Raw genomic sequence first — 20986 nt, 5'->3', positions numbered from 1 at the left:
GAGGCAGGATGGGGGGCGGAATACCCGTACCTGGTTGGTATACCCATATATTTGATTGCGCCATCCTTGCGGTGATGTTTTTATATTCTACTTGATCAGGGTTATTCGGAAATAGAATGTTCCATTGTTAATCTAGATGACCAACAGGAAAAAGCACTTAAAATTAGCTTGAATAAAATTTCAGAGGAATCGAACATAGAACTTTTAAAGGATCTATTGCTCGAGTTAGATGTGGGGACAGTGGACGTTGAACTTTCAGGGTTCAATTTGCCGGAGATTGTGAACATGATGACAAGAACTTATCAAGAGTTTGAACAAGAAAAAATAGATTTAGATGAATTTGAGAATGAAAACTTTGATTGTCTATGCCCTGAATGTGGATTTTTGTTCAATGAAATAGTGAAGGAGGAAAATATTCCATGGTTAGTTTGTTGTGGAAGTCAGTGCAAGAGTTAACTGAAAAGGCGAATTTTTTGGTAGAAAAAATATCGAATTTGAATGAACCATAAGAAGGTTCTTTTTTATTCACTCGGAAAGATGGGGTGACATAAGTGGAATGTGAACTGGATCAATGGAAACAGGATATTACAAATGAAGTTGAGGGATTAAAAGAGATACTGAATTAATCAAAACAGATATTAGGATTCTCCAGGATAAACAACTATTACAGGATCATAAAATCTAGGGAAAACAGTAATCATTAAAGGAGATTAAAGAAAATACAAAATGGCCTAGAATGGCAATCACAAATGCAAGCATTGGTACGTTAATTAGTACTATTGTGGGCGGTGCGTTGCTCCTTTTTATGCCATGTTTCAAAAGTAGGGAGGTAAAATGAATGATTAACTGGAAAGTACGATTTAAAAATTGAAATTGGGTAGCAGGGTTTATTTCTAAATATGAGTTTTTGCAGTAACATTCCGCTCTCCTGTTGGAGGGGGAATTATCTTTTATTAGAGGGTGCAGGTCTTATTCAACTTCATTTCAATTTCTTTCATCGCCTTAGGATCAATACATCTTATCTTTTTTAAATTGGCATTTTGTAGTTTGTCAATAGAATCAATGTGGGCCCTCATTAATAAATTTTCAGTCCAAATATAAAGAGTTAAAAGGGATATACTTTTATCTGTGTACATGTTATTTTCAAGGCTATTAATCCATATTTCCCCAATATCAATATTTAGGCAATCATTTTATAAGGAGCAAAAAATCAGGCAATTTTGTTCCTCATATTAATCGTTTAGATGAACTTTACGTATTCTTAAAGAGTCGGTAAATTTATTAGGAATAAAGATCAAAAAGATATAATTGCAGGTTGCATCTTAAACCATGAGAAATTTCAATAGGTTGTTTTTCGGTCATTATGCTACTCCTCTAATCATCTTTTTTAGAATATTTTACCATATTTTAAAAAGATGATTGTTGACGAGTTGTTGACGAATTGTTGACGAAACTGGTCAACAACGTCCATTTTCAATCCGAATTAAACCTAAATAGATTTGCAAAAACCTTGACATAATAAGATTGTAACAGCGATAATAAGATTACAATCGAATAGATATTCCTTCGGGGCCGGGTGAAAATCCCGACCGGCGGTGATGAACAATCGTTCTTAGCCCGTGACCCGTATACCGGCTTTGGTTTACGGTGGATTTGGTGTAATTCCAAAGCCGACAGTGAAAGTCTGGATGGGAGAAGGAGAGTTGCGTTTTAAAAAATAGTTTTTAACGCATATTTAGTCATGCTGGAAAAGTAAAAAGCTGTTGCTGTCTTTTTGGGAAAAAGGACAAGCTTACTTACAGTGCAAAAATAGATAGATGACATTCATTCCTTTCTATTTTGCCTTCTAATGTCTGTAAAACGCCCCGTACAATAGTTGATTGTACGGGATTTTTTGTTTTTAAATTAAGGGGAGTTTAAATCACATTTTCATGATATAGATAGGTCTTGAACCATGAGGGATTCGGCTTTTTTCACTATTCCGGAATCCTTACCTCAAACCGAATCTAACTAGTTTGAAGAACATTCAAAAAATAAGGCTTTATTTTATGCCTACAAAATAGGAGGGATGCTTTTTCATGCTTGCTGAAGATTACATGGACCTTGCCCTTCGTCTTGCCAAAAGCGTTGATGGTCAAACGTCACCAAATCCCCCAGTAGGCGCCGTCGTTGTAAAGGATGGCCGAATTATTGGAATGGGGGCTCATTTGAAGGCAGGTACAGCTCATGCAGAAGTACATGCATTAGAGATGGCTGGAGATGAGGCGATGGGTTCTGATTTATATGTGACTCTTGAACCTTGCTCACATTTCGGAAAGACACCACCTTGTGCAGATCTTGTAGTTGAAAAAGGGATCAAGAAAGTATGGATTGCAACAACCGACCCTAATCCGCTTGTTGCTGGAAAAGGCATCGAAAAAATGCGGAAAGCGGGAATAGAAGTAGAGGTCGGAATTGGTGGGCAAGAAGCGAAAAACCTATACAACGTATTTTTTCACTATATTCAAACAAAAACCCCTTATGTAACGATTAAAACAGCGATAACAGCAGATGGAAAAACAGCGACTTTTACAGGTTCTAGTAAATGGATCACGAGTGAACAAGCACGTTTGGATGTGCATAAATTACGCCATCAAAATGACGCTATTCTAGTTGGTATTAATACCATTTTAAAGGACAACCCTCTTCTTACCACCAGATTGCCCCAAGGTGGAAAAAATCCCATTCGAATTGTGCTTGACACCCATCTTCGAATTCCAGAAGATGTTCACGTAGTGGCAGATTCGTCTGTAAAAACAATTATTGTCTGCGGAAAGAATGCTTCAAATGAAAAAGAGGCCTTATTGCAGAATAGAAATAATCTGACCATTATGAGACAAAATACAGAAACAATCCATATTCCAACCTTGTTAGAAGAATTGGGTCAACTTGGAATGATGACATTATTTGTTGAAGGAGGAGCCGAAGTAAATGCTTCTTTCTTAAAAGAGCAAGCTTTTCAAAAGCTGATTGTTTATACGGCACCCAAATTGGTTGGCGGAAAAACTTCCCCTGGACCATTTGGCGGTGAAGGAATGGAACTAATGGAATCTGCCCTTCCGCTACAATTTACCAATGTTGAAATGATTGGCCCAGATATCAAAATAACAGCCATATTAAAAAAAGGAACGTGATATCGATTGTTTACAGGTATAGTAGAAGAAATTGGAACAATAAAAAGGATTCAATCAGGACAGCAATCATTAAAACTTGTGATTGGAGCAAACAACATTCTTAATGATGTTCATTTAGGGGATAGTATTGCCGTCAATGGGGTTTGTTTAACGGTGACTGAGTTTACAGCAAATGAGTTTCATGTGGATGTCATGCCAGAAACATTTCATTCCACATCGCTAAAGCAACTTAAAATGGGCTCAAAAGTCAATTTAGAACGAGCCATGTCGGCAAATGGCCGCTTTGGAGGTCATTTTGTGACGGGACATGTCGATGGACTTGGACAAATTCTCTCCAAGAAAACGGTGGATAATGCCTTATATATAAAAATTTCTATTCCTAATGATTTTGCTCACTTTCTTATGTATAAAGGATCTATTGCGGTAGATGGTACGTCGTTAACCATTTTTGAAACAGAGCAAAATTTTTTCACTATTTCGCTCATTCCACACACACAGGAAACCACGATTCTTTCTCAAAAAAATGTGGGGGATGTTGTGAATTTTGAATGTGATTTACTTGCAAAATATGTTCAAAGAATGACCCAAAAACAGGAAGAAAAAAAGAAGAGCACATTATCCATGTCGATGTTACGTGAGAATGGCTTTATTTAATAAAAGAAATTATCTATTCGTTCTCATTAACGATAAATTTCAAGAAACAGCCATGAATTAAAAGGGGTGAATGTTTGATGTTTGATCAAATTGAAGCAGCAATTGAAGATTTAAAAGCAGGTAAAGTGGTCATTGTGGTGGATGATGAAGACCGTGAAAATGAGGGAGATTTTATTGGGTTAGCTGAAAAAGTTTCACCTGAGATGATCAACTTTATGGCGAAAGAAGGACGAGGACTTATTTGTGTCCCCATTACGGAAGAAAAAGCGGAACAATTAGGTTTAAAAATGATGACAAACCAAAATACCGACTCACACGGAACGGCTTTTACGATTAGTATTGATCATCAATCAACACATACAGGAATTAGTGCCTTTGAACGGTCGAGAACGATTGAAGAAATGATGACAAAAGAAGCAAAACCACAAGATTTTAATCAACCTGGTCATATTTTCCCTCTTATTGCGAAAAAAGGAGGAGTCCTAAAAAGAACGGGACATACAGAGGCGGCTGTCGATTTAGCTAAATTAGCTGGGTCAGAACCTGCTGGCGTTATTTGTGAAATCATGAATGAAGATGGAACAATGGCACGAGTACCTGATTTACGAAAAATAGCTGATCATTTTCAAATCAAAATGATTACTATAGAAGATTTAATTGAATATAGAAGAAAAAAAGAAAAACTCGTCGTTCGTGAGGTGGAAATTGACTTGCCGACTGATTTCGGTCATTTCAGAGCAATTGGGTTTACAGATATTGTGAATCACCAAGAGCATGTTGCACTCGTCAAAGGAGATATTACGACACCTGAACCTGTCTTGTTGCGTGTTCATTCAGAATGCTTAACAGGTGATGTGTTTGGTTCTTGTCGATGTGATTGTGGACCACAATTAGCTGCTGCCTTAAAGCAAATTGAAGAAGAAGGAAGAGGGGTTCTTCTTTATATGAGACAAGAAGGGCGCGGAATTGGGTTGATGAATAAATTAAAAGCCTATAAATTGCAAGAAGAAGGGCTAGATACAGTAGAAGCAAACCATAAGTTGGGCTTTGCTGCTGATTTACGAGATTACGGAATTGGGGCGCAAATTCTTCAAGATCTAGGCATTACAAAAATGCGATTATTAACAAATAATCCGCGAAAAATCGCTGGTTTAAAAGGATATGGTTTAGAAGTCGTTGAAAGAGTACCTATACAAATGCCAGTGAAGGCGGAAAATGAACGATACTTACGGACAAAAGCACAAAAATTAGGACATATGCTTAAAATATAGGGGGAATAGAGAATGAAGACGATTTATGAAGGAAACTTAGTCGGAACAGGATTGAAAATTGGGATTGTAGTGGCAAGATTTAATGATTTTATTACAGGAAAACTATTAAGTGGGGCAGAAGATGCACTGATTCGCCATGGCGTACAAGAGGATGATATTGAAATTGCTTGGGTACCAGGCGCATTTGAAATTCCTTTAATCGCCAAAAAAATGGCTGAATCCAAAAAATATGATGCCGTTATCACATTAGGAACTGTCATTCGTGGATCAACAGCTCATTTTGAGTATGTGAGCAATGAAGCGACAAAAGGAGTTGCCCAAGCAAGTTTACAATCAGGAATTCCAGTGATCTTTGGTGTATTAACGACAGAAACAATCGAACAAGCCATCGAAAGAGCTGGAACAAAAGCAGGAAATAAAGGATGGGAAGCAGCGGTAACCGCTATTGAGATGGCGAACCTTTCCAAAAGCTTTGAGTAATGAATAATTCTTTAAACAAGGATTGAACGTTGGTTCAATCCTTGTTTTTGAACATGTGCAAAACCTGAGCAAAGGGCTGGTTTTTTTTTATTTTAAAATAGGATGAAAAAGGGCATCCGTATAATGTGAGCCTTTCAATGACATGATTCATCGTCAATACTTGAGCATCAAATGTTTCGACTTCCTCCCAAAATAAGGGAGCTGCCACTAACCCATCCTCATTTCCTCTTAAGGAATAAGGCGCAATGATGGTTTTTCCTTCCCGATGTTGTATATAATCAATGTATAAGCGGTTTTTTCGATTTTTTTTCAGACGTTCTAACGTATATAATTCGGGTCTTTTTGCCTTCAGAAAATGGGCAATGGTTTCTGTAAAGGTCTGGGTATCTTTCCATAAAAATTGCTCGTCAGGCAATGGAATATAGACTTGAAGTCCTTTATTACCGGAAAACTTGACAAAAGAGGTTAGCCCTAGTGCATCTAATAATTCTTTAATGTCCAATGCGGCTCTTTTGGCCAATTCTAATTGATTTCGTGAAGGTGGATCTAAGTCAAATACAATTTCACTTACAAAAGGTGAATGTATGGTTTGAAATGGAATATGAAATTCAATGGCTAATTGATTTCCTAACCAAAGAAACGTTTTTAAAGAATCGCAAACAATATAGTCGATATCTCCTGTAGTTGTCCGGTTAATAAAGGAGGGAGCATAGTCAGGACAATTTTTTTGGAAAAATGCTTCTGCTCCAAAACCATGTGGATATCTGATCACGGTAAGGGCTCGACTTTGTAAAAAAGGCATCATAAAGGGTGCGATTCTTCTTAAATAAGAAATATAATCTAATTTGTTGATAGAAAGACTGGACCATAAAGGTTTTTCAGGATGAGTGATTTCTACTACTTCGGGCAGAGATAGAGCATCTAGTTGCATTTGTTCCCATGTACAATCTTCAGCTGAGTGATCAAATAAAAAATAATGGAAATGCGGCTCCCTTAACCCATCTTCATACCACTCTAGATAAAGAATTTGCACACATATAGAAGGGTGGATATAATACATAGATTTTTCTTTACGATTAGAATTCTTCTTGATGATCTCATTTAACACTTGTTTTTCTTGTGGGGTAATCCCAAAATAAAACGCCCCAATCGGATAAATTTCTTTCTCTTTAAAGACTGCAATATGATAATAGCCATTTTGTTCATCAAAGGCTGTAATAAAACAATTGACGTTCTTCCAATTTTTCGTTTTGATCCATTTCTCTGTACGTTTATTTTCCCAGTTTGATAATGCATGTTTTGTTACAATTCCTTCGCCGTCATAAAAATCAACCATCTGCATTACCTCATCCTTACTTTGAAAAGTAGGAACGAGCTGGACCCGATTTTCTTCAGTTAATTCGGGGGATAGAGGGAATTGACAGGTTTCAAAGAGTGAAAATAATTTCTTCTTTCGTTCTCGATAAGTTAAATTCTTGAGATCCTTTCCTTTTAATTGAAGAACATCAAAAACTAATAAAGTGGCAGGCTTTTCTTCAGACGCTTCTTCAATTCTAACTTGTGAACGCATTCGCCCACGCGTTTGTATTTGCGAAAAATTTGCTTTTCCTTGAGAGAATAGAATTACTAATTCACCATCTAATGTGAACGGATAAAAAGGTTCAAGTTCCGCTTTTTTTAAATGTAAAAATTGGCGAATTTCGGGAAAAAGAGGGAGCAAATCTTTTCCGTTTCGACTGATTAGTTGGAGCTCATTTTGGTCGCATTTAAGGATAGCGCGAAATCCATCGTATTTTATTTCATATAACCAATTAGTATCATTTGGACATTCCATTTTTAATGTCGGTAACATTAAATTCATTTGGTTCCCCTTTTCTTTTTTTGTAAACTTTTCTTATTATCTCCCTTCTTTTCGAATGTTATTTCCAAATCTTCATTAGTATGATTCGATGTTGAATTGGTGCAAAATAAGTTCAGAATCACTTATTTTTATTCGGGAAGAGGTGAGATATTTGCATACCATTTGGAAAGGGAGCATCAGTTTTGGTTTGGTGAATATTCCGATCAAACTACATGCAGCAACAGAAGATAAAGATATATCTTTACGAACCCTTCATAAAAAATGCCATACACCAATTAAATATGAGAAAGTATGTCCTGTTTGTGAAGAAGAATTAAAAAGTGAAGATATGGTAAAAGGGTATGAAATCACAAAAGGGAAATTCGTGGTCATTGACCAACAAGAACTGGAAGAATTAAAAAAACAAAATGAAGAGAAAGCAGTAGAGATTATTGATTTCATTAAAATAAACGAAATTGACCCCATCTATTTTAATCGCAGCTATTTCATGTCTCCTAATGAAGGAGGGTCTAAAGCCTATTCCCTGTTACGAACCGCTTTAAATGAGTCCGAAAAAGTGGGACTTGCGAAGATTATGATGCGTTCAAAGGAACAATTGGCTGTGATCCGTGTGTATGAAAATACATTATTAATGGAGACCATCCATTATCCTGATGAGGTAAGAAAAGCAGCCGATGTGCCCAATGTTCCGGTTGAAAACGAACTAACGAAAAAAGAATTGGACACAGCCATTCTTTTAATTGATCAATTAACGACTCCATTTGTACCAGAAAAATTTGAAGACGAATATCGTAAACATTTAATGGAATTAATTGAGTCCAAACGACATGGAAAAAATTTAGTGACTGCCAAGGAAAAGGAAACGAAAACAAATGTGACCGATTTAATGGCTGCCTTACAAGCGTCCATTGATCGAACAAAACCGTCGACGGAAAAGAAAGAACCGGCAAAAAGAAGAAAAACGATTACGAAGAAAAAAGCACAGTGATGAAAAAAATGGGTGACTCTGGTTGCCCAATACATAAATAGGATGAGAACAATGAATGAAAAAGAAATGAAACGAACCGCGAGGTATTTTATCTTGCTCCTCTTATCCGTCATTGTTTTCACGATAGGATTTATGGTCGTGATTCAAATGTGGAAAGGGAATGAAGTTGTTTATTTTGACAAGGTTGTCATTGATTTTATTCAAGCAAGAATTTCCCCTAATTTAACGAAAGGGATGGAGTGGATCACGTTTTTTGGATCCTTTAAATGGATTTCCATCGGCAGTATCGTCGTGATCATTTGGTTAATGATTTATAAAAGAGGGAAGTACAGTATATTTTTTATATTCACAATTGTTTCTGGTGTCATGCTAAATCGTGTTCTGAAGGAGATTTTTCAAAGGGAACGACCAGATATTCACCCTTTAATACACCAAGGTGGATACAGCTTTCCAAGCGGACACTCAATGAATTCATTTGTTTTTTATGGATTGATCGCATTTTTATTATTTGAACTTCTAAAACATAAATTTTCCAGAATTTTGGGAATCAGTCTGGCAATGCTTTCGGTTTTATTAATTGGGATTTCAAGAATTTATTTAGGGGTTCATTATCCAACGGATGTGATTGGGGGATATTTTATAGGAGCTGTTTGGTTGTTTATTTCTATCTTTTTATATCAAGATGTTTGGCATCTTATCAAGAAAAAGAGGCAAAAGTCGGGATGAATTGGCTCTTCAAGCGGAACATTTACAAAAAAAGAAGTGGTATGATATATTGATGGAGGAAAAGTGAATAACGCGCACTGGGGGAGCTGGATATGGCCAGTTGAGAGTAAGAATCCACTATTCTTTGACCCTAGAACCTGATCTGGTTAACACCAGCGTAGGAAAGTGTGAAATTGATTTTTAATAAACTTTTTTACGTTTTTTGTAAACACCAATCCCCCAGTGCATAAGGCATTGGGGGATTATTCATTGAATCAAACGCGTAAGTTAACGATCACCGCATTGCTCGTGGCGATCACAACGGTCACAAGTCATTTAATTTATATACCGGTTGGATTTGCTAAAGTGTTTCCCATCCAGCATGTTGTAAATATTCTTTCAGCCGTTCTATTAGGTCCAAGTTACGCCGTGTTGCAAGCCTTTACGACTTCATTATTGCGAAATTTATTTGGAACAGGCTCACTGTTAGCATTTCCAGGTAGTATGATCGGAGCTTTGCTTGCTAGTTTACTATTTTTATATAGCAAAAAACTTTCCTGGGCTTTTTTTGGTGAAGTCATTGGGACAGGAATGATTGGGGCGATTTGCTCTTATCCTATAGCCCTTTTGTTTCTCGGAAAAGAAGTGGCTTTATTTGGGTTTATTCCATCTTTCATCATTAGTTCCCTTGGTGGAGCAATCATTGGAATAGTTTTAGTCAAGGCTCTTTTAAAAACACCACAGGTAGGAGGAATTTTATATGAAAACAGCACTAACTATCGCCGGTTCTGATTCAGGTGGAGGAGCAGGAATTCAAGCTGATTTAAAAACCTTTTCAGCACATGGAGTATTTGGAATGTCTGTTATAACAGCTGTCACAGCGCAAAATACAAAGGAAGTAAGGGGCGTTCAAAATATTGATGTCGATATCATTCGGCAGCAGATTGAGGCGATTTACGATGATCTTCCAGTCAATGCCGTGAAAATTGGCATGCTTTCATCTGTTGAAATTATTGACACTGTTTCAAGTAGTTTAAAGGAAAGAAAATCTCAGCCAATTGTATTAGACCCGGTGATGATTTCAAAAAGCGGGCATTCTCTTCTATTGCCAAATGCGGTGAAAGCATTAATTGAAAAACTAGTTCCGTTAGCAGATATCATCACTCCAAATGTTCCAGAAGCAGAGGAATTAACAGGAATAAAAATCCAGACAGAGGAAGACATGGTAACAGCCTGTAAAAAAATTTGTGAATTAGGAGCAGCCAATGTGTTATTAAAAGGGGGACATCTTGAGGGGGAACCCCATGATCTTTTCTTTAATGGTGAAAATATTCATTGGTTTAAAGGAAAGAGAGTTCACACAAAAAATACTCATGGAACAGGATGCACTCTTTCTTCAGCGATTGCCGCAAACTTAGCGAAAGAGAATGATTTATATACTGCCGTAAAAAAGGCAAAACAATATATTTCAATGGCCATTACCCATAGTTTAGATATCGGAAAAGGACATGGCCCAACCCATCATTTTTATGAATTATATCAAAAAGCGGGTTATCAACAGTAGACAAAAGGAGACGATCGGATCTTATGAAAGACGAAATTTTACGTTTATTTTCTTCAATTCAATCCAAACACCCGCTCGTACACCATATCACGAATAATGTCACAATCAATGATTGTGCCAATGTGACATTGGCCATTGGGGGGTCACCAGTTATGGCGGATGCGAAACAGGAAGCGGCCAATATGACAAAACTAGCCCAAAGTCTAGTTTTAAACTTCGGTACTTTAGGAGAACCTTCATTTGAATCGATGATCCTGTCAGGAAAGATGGCAAATCATATAGAGATACCGGTTATTTTTGACCCAGTCGGAGTGGGAGCGACTGAATATCGAACAAAAAGGGCGCAAGAACTTCTAGACCAAGTAGAAGTCTCCGTTGTTCGAGGCAATCAATCGGAAATTGCTGCTTTAATCGGTGAAGAGGGTTCTACAAGAGGAGTGGATGCTGGAGACATACAGATTGACCCAGCTAAACTTGCGATCCATGCAAGTCAGAAGCTTGGAGCGATTATAGCCGTAACGGGAGCAACGGATATTATAACCGATGGTGAACGTATGGTCGAAATACATAATGGACACCCCATGATGACAAAAGTAACGGGGACTGGTTGTATGTCTACTTCCTTAATCGGTAGTTTTAGTGGATGTACCAAACATCTATTTGCTGCAGCTGTTGCTGGAACTTCAGTTATGAGCATAGCCGGTGAGAGAGCCTATCGATTCTTGCAAAAGCCGGTAGGGACAGCTACTTTTCGGATGAAAATTATTGATGAAATTTCACTTATGACAGGCGATATATGGAGAGAAGAGGTCAAGATCATTGAAAACAAATGTAGCTGATTTATTAACCCTCTATTTAGTTACCGATGAATCAATGCCAATTGAGAGCTTATTAAGCAAAGTGGAATCAGCAATCAAAGGTGGAGTGACCTTGGTTCAACTGCGGGAAAAAAACACGGATGGAAAAGAGTTCTTTGAAAAAGCGAAAAAATTAAAGGAATTATTGAGAAGATATCAAATTCCACTGATCATTAACGACAGAATTGACATTGCATTAGCTGTGGAGGCAGATGGTGTTCATATTGGTCAGAAGGATCTACCAGTAGAAGCGGTAAGAAAAATTGTTCCGGAAAATATGATAGTAGGCGTTTCTGCCAAAACAGTGGAAGAAGCAAAACAAGCAGAACAAATGGGGGCAGATTATTTAGGGGTAGGGGCTGTTTTCCCGACAAATAGTAAAAAAGATGCCGAAGTGTTAGCAGAAGGGATGCTAAGAAAAATTACTCAATCGGTCTCCATCCCTGCCGTTGCGATTGGTGGAATCCATGAAGGTAATATCGTTAAGCTTACAGATCAGGGGATTGATGGGGTTGCAGTTGTTTCAGCCATTTTATCTGCCGAAAATGGTTACCAATCTACCAAACAGTTGCATCAATATTGTCGTTTCTTTAAATGAAAAGCTGTGTAAAAGGTCAATGTTGATTGGAGCAGAAGGGGCTTAAGCACTGACGAGTCTCGCTGTAATATAAGCGGAAAATAGGCGCCTGGAGCGGATATTAACCGAGCAAAACTAATTCCCAACCAAAAGCTCTTGCACTGACAAAATTCCACTTTGTCCCACCTTAACGGGCAGTAAAACCTCCACAACAAAATGATTTGGAGGCTGATAAGAGGTGAAGTTCATTAAACCTAAGAATGTCAATGCAGATAAGGTTGATTGACTGATTTTCGAAAGGTCTCAAGCCATCGTGAAATATTATGCCGAATACATACAGTATTTCAGATAAAGTGTTTGAACTAAACGATATTATCTATTTCAGATAATTGCCTTTTGAATTATGGCAAAATGTGGAAAACAAAGGGGAACTACAATGATAATTAGACCGATTGCAGTAAGTGATGCAGAAAATTTTGTAGAGTTAAATAAAAAAATAGATGAGTCTGGATTTATGATGTATGAGCCTGGGGAAAAACAAACGACTGTTGAACAACAAAGAAAATCAATAGAAAGAATCCTATCTGAAAAGAAATCAATCTTCTTTGTAGCCGAAATAGAAAACAAAATAGTTGGGTTTATCGAAGCGTTAGGTGGTAATCTAAAACGAAACCAACATTCTGCATATCTTGTTTTAGGTGTCCTTGAAGAATATCAAGGACAAGGGATAGCAACTAAACTATTCAATCAAGTTTTTGACTGGGCAAAAGAAGTTGAAATTTCAAGATTAGAGCTTACTGTTATCAAAGATAATACAAAAGCATTCAACTTATATAGAAAAATGGGCTTTACTTTAGAGGGCGAAAAAGTACATTCGTTAATAATAAACGGAAATCCTGTTAATGAATACTATCTATATAAGTTGTTATAAACTCAATAATGTCTAAAATGGTTGCTAATTTGATTGTCGTTTTACATACCAAAATGCTGTTATTTCTGTGTATTTTTCTAACATCATTTCTGTTTCTCTACTCCAAAACTGAACTGCTTAGTGGAGGATCACTGCTCTTAAAGGCCCGATAAGTTCAACTAACATTCAGTGGGGGATGAAGAAAATCCTTACTGAATGTTAGTTGAACTTTATAAAAAATTATGGATGTTTGCCTGATTTTCCTCATTAGTTTCGGTAACAATTCGTGATTAAGTTTTTGAATTGGCAAAATTTCATGGTTTTTTTTGTTTTTATGTTTTAATTTCCTCATTTTAAGGCATATTAACAATATAGTAATTCAATAATCTGGAATTACGTTTATTTTAAAGGAAATTAGGAGGATTAAAATGGCAACAGGCAAAGTAAAATGGTTTAACTCGGAGAAAGGCTTTGGATTTATTGAAGTGGAAGGTGGGGACGATGTATTTGTCCATTATAGCGCGATTCAAGGTGAGGGATATAAGTCTTTAGATGAGGGGCAAGATGTAACCTTCGATATTGTTGAAGGAAGTCGTGGCCCACAAGCTGAAAATGTTCAAAAAGTCTAAGAAATAAGTCAAGTGTAGCACATTGTATTGTGCTACACTTTTTGATTTTTTAAAATGGTTCTAGGTAAAGCTTGAATCTAAGAACAAAGGTCGTCACAAAATTCACAAGTAACTACGGATCATTAATGTTCACCGAGAACAAGCACTTTTTGAATAGAGAAACCGTTTGGAAAGGGCAATTATTTGTCGGAATCTCCATTTTTCTAAATTTTTAATACATACAGATTGAAATAATATTGCTATAATGGTAACTAAAGATTTTGAATTGACTGAAAGGAATTCATTATTCTCATTTTTTTGAGAAAGACGTGTATCGTAAAAACAAGTAGGAAAGGGTTTAATGATTATGAAAGTGTCAAAATTCGGTGGAACATCAGTAGCAAGTGCAGAGCAAATTAAGAAAGTTGCTAATATTATTCAAAATGATCCAAAGAGAAAGATTATTGTGGTCTCTGCTCCTGGAAAAAGATTTGAATCAGATATTAAAGTAACCGATTTACTCATCCGTTTAGCTGAGGCTGCACTAAATACTGGTGAGGCGGAAGAAGAACTACAAGTCGTTCTTGCACGTTATGAAGAAATTGCAATTGGCTTAGGGCTGGACAATGAAATTGTGGAAGTAATAGAGGCTGATTTAAGAGAACGCCTCCAACTAAATCGGGAACATCACGAACTATTTTTAGATCAACTAAAAGCAAGTGGGGAAGATAATAATGCGAAATTGATCGCTGCTTATTTAAAAAGTATTGGGCTAAATGGAAAATATGTCAATCCAAAGGAAGCGGGTCTATGGGTAAGTGATGAACCTGGAAGAGCACGCATTTTACCAGAAGCCTATGAAAATTTAAAAAATCTACGGGCAGTGGACGGGGTCATCGTATTCCCTGGCTTTTTTGGATATTCAAAGGAAGGGACCATTGTGACGTTTGCACGTGGGGGATCAGATATTACAGGTTCCATTTTAGCAGCGGCTACTCATGCAGAGCTTTATGAGAACTTCACAGATGTTGATTCTGTCTTTGCTGCCAACCCTAAAATCGTTGAGAATCCTGCGAAAATTAAACGGATGACTTACCGAGAAATGCGCGAACTATCTTATGCAGGTTTTTCAGTATTTCATGATGAAGCCTTAATGCCAGCTTTTAGACATTCTGTACCTGTATGTATAAAAAACACGAATAATCCATCTGCTCCAGGTACGATGATAATTGCTGAACGGGAATATATTCAAAATCCGGTGATTGGTATTGCGGCTGATAAAGGATTTTCCACCATTTATGTTCGAAAATATTTAATGAACCGTGAGTTAGGTTTTGGACGGCGACTATTACAAATCCTTGAAGAAGAAGAAGTTTCTTATGAGCATATGCCATCTGGAATTGATGACACTTCAGTTATCATTCGGAATCACCAACTGACAGAAGAAAAAGAAAAGCAAATTATTCAAAAAATTCGTGAACAATTAGAAGTGGATGATGTATTTATCGAAAAAGGATTTGCAATGGTTGTCCTTGTTGGAGAGGGGATGCATAATACTCTAGGGATTTCTGCTAGAGCTACAACGGCCTTAACAAAAGCTGGAGTCAATATTGAAATGATTAACCAAGGTTCATCTGAAGTCAGTCTAGGCTTTGGAATTCACGAAGAAGATACAGATAAAGCATTACGTTCGCTATACGAAGAATTTTTTAGTATGAAAACCATTATGCAATAAAAAATAATAGAATCATAGAAAAGCAAGCCTATCATTAAGGTTTGCTTTTAATTTGCGCTAAAATATGACAAAGGGTGAGATCATTGTAAAAAGATTGCGGAAAAATAGCCGATTCGTGTTAAGGAGAAATGAAATTTATATCGTTTTGCAAGTTGGCGGTCTTATAGGATCCCTCCGTGTCATTTCTCCAAAAAAACTGTTTACATAATATTATTATGTAAACAAATGTAGTTCTCACACATCATGTCAAATCCTTTGTGTTGTATTCGTTTTTTAGAGATGGCAATTTGAAATCTCGGAAATCCAATGTTACATCTTGAGCTTTTTATGGGACGGTCAGCAAGAATTTGAAGCCGTAAGCAATGTTTAAATTCCTCAATTTTTAATATCGTGATGTTCTTTTCCCCTTTCTACCAAAAATGAAGTGACTACGGGAAGTAGGCGTTTGTGTCGAAAAATCTTGAATTTTGTAAAATACATCTTTATAAATTGGCATCAGAGTGGTAAGCTATTTAATATCGTAAATATTTAGAATTTTTAAAATTAAAAAGGTGGGACCTACAGTGAATTATCGGTTAGCAGCACGTACAAAACATTTGACTTCATCAGCTGTTCGTGACATTTTAAAGGTGATTAATGAAGGAAATGTGATTTCTTTTGCAGGAGGGCTTCCAGATGACGCGCTTTTTCCAGTGGAGCCACTTCGAGTAGCCTTTGAAAAAACGTTGCAGTCAGGTCACCAAGCATTGCAATATGGAGTAACAGAGGGGTTTGTCCCTCTTCGGGAAGTATTAGTCGATCGTTTGGCTAGAAAAGGAATTGTTACAAATGTCGATCGTATTCTATTGACGACTGGATCCCAGCAAGCAATTGATTTATTTTCCCGAGTAATGTTTGACCCTGGTGATGTCGTTTTGACAGAGGATCCAACATATCTTGCTGCTCTTCAAGTGTTTAAATCATACGAAGCGAAGGTCATCTCTGTACAATCAGATGATTTTGGGATGATCCTAGACGACTTAGAGGAAAAAATAAGAACATATCATCCAAAAGCGATTTATATTGTTCCCACTTTTTCAAATCCAGTAGGAAAAGTTTGGACATTAGAAAGAAGACAAGCATTATTACAACTAGCAAAGGAGCATGATGTCATTATATTTGAAGATGATCCATACGGAGAAATTCAATTTCATGAGGAGGAAATTACCCCAATCGCTGCTCTTGATGATGGCACAACCGTTCTATATACAAGTACATTTTCAAAAACGGTCGTTCCTGCTCTACGCTCAGGTTGGATATCAGGACCTATTGAGATTATGAAAGTCATTGCTCAGGCAAAACAAGGGGCAGACTTACATTCCAGCCTGATTGATCAGGAAGCTCTCTATTATTTGTTGCAGGACTTTGATATAGAGGCACACATTCAAAAGATTCGCTCAGAATATAAATTCCGAATGAATTTAATGCTAGATGAACTGAAAAAAATAAATATGGACGGATTAAGTTATGGCGTTCCTAGAGGCGGAATGTTTTTCTGGGTTCGGATGCCAGAGGAAATCAGCACTACAAAAATGTTAGATAAGGCGATTGGGCAAGGATTTGCCTATGTACCAGGTGCACCATTTTATGTAAATGATCCAAAAGAGAATACGTTGCGATTAAATTTTTCACATCCAACTCCCGTACAAATTAGAGAGGGAATGAAATCCTTCGTCAATGTTTTTTCCGAGGCATTACAAGTTTATTAAAACAAGATGATGAAAGTGAATAGATCCATTTTTAAGGAGCTCTTGATGATTAGTGCTCCTTTTTCTTGCTGTTTAGGAGACTGTAAAATTTAGAATTTTGGATATCCTTTAAATTACGTTTTGCGTAACATATATAAGGTTATTACCGTTACGAATAGGCGTTATAACTCTTTATTTATCTGTGCAATAAAATTGTTTCACATAGATGTTTTTGATATCTTAAACATAAATCCATTATCTTTTTGCATGGGAGAACTTCGATCGATGGGAGACTGTAAATTGGTGCATCTCTACCCTTTTGTCGAAGTGGAAATGAACAATGCGAGAAGATCAATGGTTGGTATAATAATTTCATCATTAACTTATCAAAAACACTAGAAAGTAGGAAATCATATGAATTCCGTTCGTACATTAGAAGACTTGCAATCCACTATTGAAAAAAGTAAGTTATCCATTATTTATATTTCAAGACCTGATTGTTCCGTCTGCCATGGGTTATTACCTCAAATAGAGAAGGTTTTAGTGGAGGATTTCCCTCAAGTTGTATCCCTTCATGTAAATGCAGATGAAATTCCAGAAATTGCTGGGGTTTACTCTATCTTTACAGTTCCGGTTGTAATCGTTTTCGTTGAAGGAAAAGAAATGTTTAGAAAAGCAAGATTCGTCCCAATCGAAGAATTCCGCTCACAGCTTTCTCGATTGGTTACTTTCATGGAGGATGAATAAAAAGGATGTCTAGAGGTTATCCAAGCGAGTAATGGATTGATTGTTTTGGGGAAAATTTAGAACTGTCGATAACCCTTTATCCTGCCTTAATGAGCAGTAAAACCTCCAGATCAAAATGATTTGGAAACAAAGAGTAGGTGGAGGATCACGGCCCCTAAAGGACCGACAAGTTCAACAAACATTCAGTGGGGGATGAAGGAAACCCCTACTAAATGTTTGTTGAACTTTATAAATGTTGTTTCGCTCCGTCTTTTCCTTACGTTAAGTCAATATCAGCTCGAGAACAACCTCATTGTGTTCCCTTTATCTCGCCTGCGACTACGAAATCCGTACGTCGATGATCAAGGCGCTTACGCATTTTTTCTGTTAAATAAATCTTAAGATAAAAAGTATCCAAATATTCAAAATGGTTTTGCTATAGGAAAAATTATCTGTTATAATACAGTTAGGAATAAATTGAAATATGGAAAATCCTAGATTCAACTTTTGTTTACAACATTTGGTTATTAATAGCGTTATTAATGCAAAATAACAAAATAGGGAAAGTCTAACCGCTATATTTATTTAAAGAATATATTTTTGAGAAAAATCCGATTTAAATATCGGAAAATTCAAAAACTATTTGTTATAATGGAAATAACCTGTTGTAATACAGAAAAGGATTTTCCATTTATCGTAGAAAACCCATTCTATTATCTAACGTGAGGAGAGATCGTTTATGCAAAAATATGTGAAAATTGCCAATATTCAAGTGGCTGAAATGCTTTACGATTTTATTAACACTGAAGCCCTACCTGGAAGCAATGTAGACCGTGAAAAATTTTGGGCTGATTTTGATCAGTTGATTCATGATTTGGAGCCAGAAAATAAAGCATTATTGAATCGACGTGTTGAGTTACAAAAAGCGATTAACGCTTGGCATAAAGAAAATCCAAACTATTCATTTGATCAATATAAATCGTTTTTGGAGGAAATTGGTTATCTAGAAGGACAGGTAGAAGACTTCGAAGTGTCAACCCAAAATGTGGATGAAGAAGTAGCTGTTCAAGCTGGTCCGCAATTAGTAGTGCCAATAAACAATGCTCGTTATGCGATCAATGCGGCAAATGCTAGATGGGGAAGTCTTTATGATGCTCTTTATGGAACGGATGCCATCAGTGAGGAAAATGGTGCTGAGCGTGGAAAGTCCTATAACCCTGTTCGTGGAAATAAAGTCATCGAGTTTGCACGAAATTTCCTAGACCAATCAGTGCCATTAGCAGAAGGATCTCATAAAGATGCAGAAAAATATGTCGTCAATAATGGGCAATTGGTTGTCACACTTAAAGGTGGGAAAACAGCTGGCCTACAAGATCCTTCTAAACTACTAGGCTATCAAGGAGAACCAGAAGCTCCAACAGCCATCTTGTTAAAAAATAATGGATTACATATCGAAATCCAAATCGATGCGGATCATCCAATTGGAAAAACAGATGCTGCTGGTGTGAAGGACGTTTATATAGAATCTGCTGTTACAACGATTATGGACTGTGAAGATTCTGTTGCTGCCGTGGATGCAGATGATAAAGTGTTAGTGTACCGCAACTGGCTTGGATTAATGAAAGGTGATTTATCTGCTACCTTCAAAAAGGGAGGCAAAACGGTTACTCGTACATTAAATCCAGATCGTACCTATACATCTACAACAGGAGAAATGATTACATTATCAGGACGTTCTCTTATGTTTGTCCGTAATGTCGGCCATTTGATGACAAGTGATGCCATTTTAGATAAAGATGGTCAAGAAATACATGAAGGAATTCTAGATGGAGTGATTACGAGTTTAATCGCCAAGCACAATTTGTTAAGTAAAGGTGAAATGATCAACTCCAAAGAAGGATCGATCTATATTGTCAAACCAAAAATGCATGGATCAAAAGAAGTAGCATTCGCTAATACTTTATTTAACCGTATTGAAGAGATGTTAGGTTTAGAGCGCAACACATTAAAAATCGGTGTTATGGATGAAGAACGCCGCACATCTTTAAACTTAAAAGCTTGTATCCGTGAAGTAAAAGAAAGAATTGCTTTCATTAACACTGGATTCCTTGATCGTACAGGGGATGAAATGCATACTTCTATGGAAGCGGGTCCAATGATTCGAAAAAATGAAATGAAATCTGCCACATGGTTGCAATCATACGAAAAATCGAATGTGGCAAATGGTTTAAATTGCAGTTTACCAGGTCATGCTCAAATTGGTAAAGGAATGTGGGCAATGCCTGACCTAATGGCAGAAATGTTAAAGCAAAAAATCGGCCACCTTCAAGCTGGTGCGAACACAGCATGGGTTCCATCACCTACGGCCGCTACATTACACGCACTTCATTACCATCAAGTGAATGTACAGGAAGTTCAGAAAGAATTGGTAGCTAGCATTAAAGATTACACAGATGAAATCCTACAAGTTCCAGTGGCAGAAAATCCAAACTGGAGTCCTGAGGAGATCCAACAAGAACTTGATAATAATTCACAAGGAATTCTTGGTTATGTTGTTCGTTGGATTGATCAAGGGGTCGGTTGTTCAAAAGTTCCGGATATTAACAACATTGGGTTAATGGAAGACCGTGCTACTCTTCGTATTTCCAGTCAACATGTTGCTAACTGGCTACATCATGGGATTTGTACAGAGGAACAAGTATTAGAAACAATGAAACGTATGGCAAAAGTTGTAGATAAACAAAATGCTGGAGATGTTGCTTATCGTCCAATGGCTCCAAACTTTGATGATTCCGTTGCTTTCCAAGCTGCATGCGATTTAGTATTCAAGGCGTATGACCAACCAAATGGTTACACTGAGCCAATTTTACACCGTCGTCGTCAAGAAGCAAAAGCAAAATATGGAACAGCTATTACTCAGTAATGTGAAAAGAAGGGTTCCCGTCCGATCTCGGGAGCTCTTTTTTTATTGGTATTTAGCGTACTATAAAATTTAGAACTGTGGTTACCCTTTAAATATGTTGATCACGGCAAGCCTTCAGCACCTACTGGGATAAAATTTCGAAATGGGAATAAGTTCTACGCTTAAATCACCTAGAATTGCAGGAATTTCTTTAAGAAAGAAGAAATAGTATAAAAAATCTGTCGATA

18 protein-coding genes and 2 riboswitches are annotated in these 20986 nt (G+C 36.9%); of the genes, 17 read left to right on the top strand and 1 reads right to left on the bottom strand.

The window, feature by feature from the left end:
- Window positions 1-285 precede the first annotated feature (285 nt).
- From J2S13_RS03865 to ribH, 5 genes are all read left to right on the top strand, one after another.
- Window positions 286-456 carry a hypothetical protein gene (locus J2S13_RS03865; RefSeq protein ID WP_307256389.1) on the top strand — a complete coding sequence of 57 codons (171 nt, stop codon included), beginning with the start codon at window positions 286-288 and terminating at the stop codon, window positions 454-456.
- 1102 nt (window positions 457-1558) lie between these two features.
- A riboswitch (FMN riboswitch) is annotated at window positions 1559-1704 on the top strand.
- Window positions 1705-2078: 374 nt separating this feature from the next.
- Complete coding sequence (gene ribD, locus J2S13_RS03860) at window positions 2079-3173, top strand: bifunctional diaminohydroxyphosphoribosylaminopyrimidine deaminase/5-amino-6-(5-phosphoribosylamino)uracil reductase RibD (RefSeq protein WP_307256388.1); 1095 nt, start codon at window positions 2079-2081, stop codon at window positions 3171-3173.
- Between the two features lie 6 nt (window positions 3174-3179).
- Complete coding sequence (ribE, locus tag J2S13_RS03855; protein ID WP_307256387.1) at window positions 3180-3827, top strand: riboflavin synthase; 648 nt, start codon at window positions 3180-3182, stop codon at window positions 3825-3827.
- 77 nt (window positions 3828-3904) lie between these two features.
- On the top strand, window positions 3905-5098 hold the full coding sequence (locus J2S13_RS03850) for a bifunctional 3,4-dihydroxy-2-butanone-4-phosphate synthase/GTP cyclohydrolase II (RefSeq protein WP_307256386.1): 1194 nt from the start codon (window positions 3905-3907) through the stop codon (window positions 5096-5098).
- Window positions 5099-5110: 12 nt separating this feature from the next.
- Window positions 5111-5578, top strand: a complete 468-nt coding sequence (ribH, locus tag J2S13_RS03845; RefSeq protein WP_307256385.1) for a 6,7-dimethyl-8-ribityllumazine synthase — start codon at window positions 5111-5113, stop codon at window positions 5576-5578.
- Between the two features lie 34 nt (window positions 5579-5612).
- On the opposite strand, the gene J2S13_RS03840 is transcribed toward ribH, so the two are convergent.
- Entirely contained in the window at window positions 5613-7439 is a 1827-nt protein-coding gene (locus J2S13_RS03840; RefSeq protein WP_307256384.1) for a DNA ligase D, read from the bottom strand.
- Between the two features lie 151 nt (window positions 7440-7590).
- Between J2S13_RS03840 and ku the strand changes: the two genes are divergently transcribed.
- The 12 genes from ku to J2S13_RS03780 all read left to right on the top strand — a co-directional run bounded on the left by ku (window position 7591) and on the right by J2S13_RS03780 (window position 20759).
- A complete protein-coding gene (gene ku, locus J2S13_RS03835; protein ID WP_307256383.1) occupies window positions 7591-8427 on the top strand; it encodes a non-homologous end joining protein Ku in 837 nt (278 codons plus the stop codon).
- A 51-nt stretch (window positions 8428-8478) separates the two neighbouring features.
- Window positions 8479-9153, top strand: coding sequence for a phosphatase PAP2 family protein (locus J2S13_RS03830; protein ID WP_307256382.1), 675 nt, complete (start codon window positions 8479-8481; stop codon window positions 9151-9153).
- Window positions 9154-9222: 69 nt separating this feature from the next.
- Window positions 9223-9334, top strand: a riboswitch (TPP riboswitch).
- Between the two features lie 68 nt (window positions 9335-9402).
- Window positions 9403-9924, top strand: a complete 522-nt coding sequence (gene thiW / locus J2S13_RS03825) for an energy coupling factor transporter S component ThiW (protein WP_307256381.1) — start codon at window positions 9403-9405, stop codon at window positions 9922-9924.
- A complete protein-coding gene (thiD, locus tag J2S13_RS03820; protein ID WP_307256380.1) occupies window positions 9893-10696 on the top strand; it encodes a bifunctional hydroxymethylpyrimidine kinase/phosphomethylpyrimidine kinase in 804 nt (267 codons plus the stop codon). The genes thiW and thiD overlap by 32 nt, the downstream gene beginning before the upstream one ends.
- A 23-nt stretch (window positions 10697-10719) precedes the next feature.
- Window positions 10720-11535 carry a hydroxyethylthiazole kinase gene (thiM, locus tag J2S13_RS03815; RefSeq protein ID WP_307256379.1) on the top strand — a complete coding sequence of 272 codons (816 nt, stop codon included), beginning with the start codon at window positions 10720-10722 and terminating at the stop codon, window positions 11533-11535.
- Window positions 11516-12151 carry a thiamine phosphate synthase gene (gene thiE, locus J2S13_RS03810; RefSeq protein WP_307256378.1) on the top strand — a complete coding sequence of 212 codons (636 nt, stop codon included), beginning with the start codon at window positions 11516-11518 and terminating at the stop codon, window positions 12149-12151. Before thiM ends, thiE begins: the two co-directional genes overlap by 20 nt.
- A gap of 415 nt (window positions 12152-12566) precedes the next feature.
- Window positions 12567-13061, top strand: coding sequence for a GNAT family N-acetyltransferase (locus J2S13_RS03805; protein ID WP_307256377.1), 495 nt, complete (start codon window positions 12567-12569; stop codon window positions 13059-13061).
- A 407-nt stretch (window positions 13062-13468) separates the two neighbouring features.
- A complete protein-coding gene (locus J2S13_RS03800; protein WP_307256376.1) occupies window positions 13469-13669 on the top strand; it encodes a cold-shock protein in 201 nt (66 codons plus the stop codon).
- A 346-nt stretch (window positions 13670-14015) separates the two neighbouring features.
- Window positions 14016-15383 carry an aspartate kinase gene (locus J2S13_RS03795; RefSeq protein ID WP_307256425.1) on the top strand — a complete coding sequence of 456 codons (1368 nt, stop codon included), beginning with the start codon at window positions 14016-14018 and terminating at the stop codon, window positions 15381-15383.
- Window positions 15384-15946: 563 nt separating this feature from the next.
- Window positions 15947-17131 carry an aminotransferase-like domain-containing protein gene (locus tag J2S13_RS03790; RefSeq protein WP_307256375.1) on the top strand — a complete coding sequence of 395 codons (1185 nt, stop codon included), beginning with the start codon at window positions 15947-15949 and terminating at the stop codon, window positions 17129-17131.
- A gap of 393 nt (window positions 17132-17524) precedes the next feature.
- Complete coding sequence (locus J2S13_RS03785; protein WP_307256374.1) at window positions 17525-17857, top strand: thioredoxin family protein; 333 nt, start codon at window positions 17525-17527, stop codon at window positions 17855-17857.
- 718 nt (window positions 17858-18575) lie between these two features.
- Complete coding sequence (locus J2S13_RS03780; protein ID WP_307256373.1) at window positions 18576-20759, top strand: malate synthase G; 2184 nt, start codon at window positions 18576-18578, stop codon at window positions 20757-20759.
- Window positions 20760-20986: the final 227 nt, after the last annotated feature.

The organism is Oikeobacillus pervagus (assembly GCF_030813365.1).
GTDB lineage: Bacteria > Bacillota > Bacilli > Bacillales > DSM-23947 > Oikeobacillus > Oikeobacillus pervagus.
The sequence above is the reverse complement of the archived record's forward strand: the minus strand, read 5'-3'. Positions and strand labels throughout refer to the sequence as shown.

Excerpts from the sequence above, each read along its gene's own strand:
- ribD (WP_307256388.1), top strand. The coding sequence starts at position 2,079 with ATGCTTGCTGAAGATTACATGGACCTTGCCCTTCGTCTTGCCAAAAGC.
- J2S13_RS03785 (WP_307256374.1), top strand. The coding sequence starts at position 17,525 with ATGAATTCCGTTCGTACATTAGAAGACTTGCAATCCACTATTGAAAAA.
- J2S13_RS03805 (WP_307256377.1), top strand. The coding sequence starts at position 12,567 with ATGATAATTAGACCGATTGCAGTAAGTGATGCAGAAAATTTTGTAGAG.
- thiD (WP_307256380.1), top strand. The coding sequence starts at position 9,893 with ATGAAAACAGCACTAACTATCGCCGGTTCTGATTCAGGTGGAGGAGCA.
- J2S13_RS03795 (WP_307256425.1), top strand. The coding sequence starts at position 14,016 with ATGAAAGTGTCAAAATTCGGTGGAACATCAGTAGCAAGTGCAGAGCAA.
- J2S13_RS03865 (WP_307256389.1), top strand. The coding sequence starts at position 286 with ATGATGACAAGAACTTATCAAGAGTTTGAACAAGAAAAAATAGATTTA.
- J2S13_RS03830 (WP_307256382.1), top strand. The coding sequence starts at position 8,479 with ATGAATGAAAAAGAAATGAAACGAACCGCGAGGTATTTTATCTTGCTC.
- J2S13_RS03780 (WP_307256373.1), top strand. The coding sequence starts at position 18,576 with ATGCAAAAATATGTGAAAATTGCCAATATTCAAGTGGCTGAAATGCTT.
- J2S13_RS03850 (WP_307256386.1), top strand. The coding sequence starts at position 3,905 with ATGTTTGATCAAATTGAAGCAGCAATTGAAGATTTAAAAGCAGGTAAA.
- J2S13_RS03840 (WP_307256384.1), bottom strand. The coding sequence starts at position 7,439 with ATGAATTTAATGTTACCGACATTAAAAATGGAATGTCCAAATGATACT.
- J2S13_RS03800 (WP_307256376.1), top strand. The coding sequence starts at position 13,469 with ATGGCAACAGGCAAAGTAAAATGGTTTAACTCGGAGAAAGGCTTTGGA.
- thiM (WP_307256379.1), top strand. The coding sequence starts at position 10,720 with ATGAAAGACGAAATTTTACGTTTATTTTCTTCAATTCAATCCAAACAC.
- ribH (WP_307256385.1), top strand. The coding sequence starts at position 5,111 with ATGAAGACGATTTATGAAGGAAACTTAGTCGGAACAGGATTGAAAATT.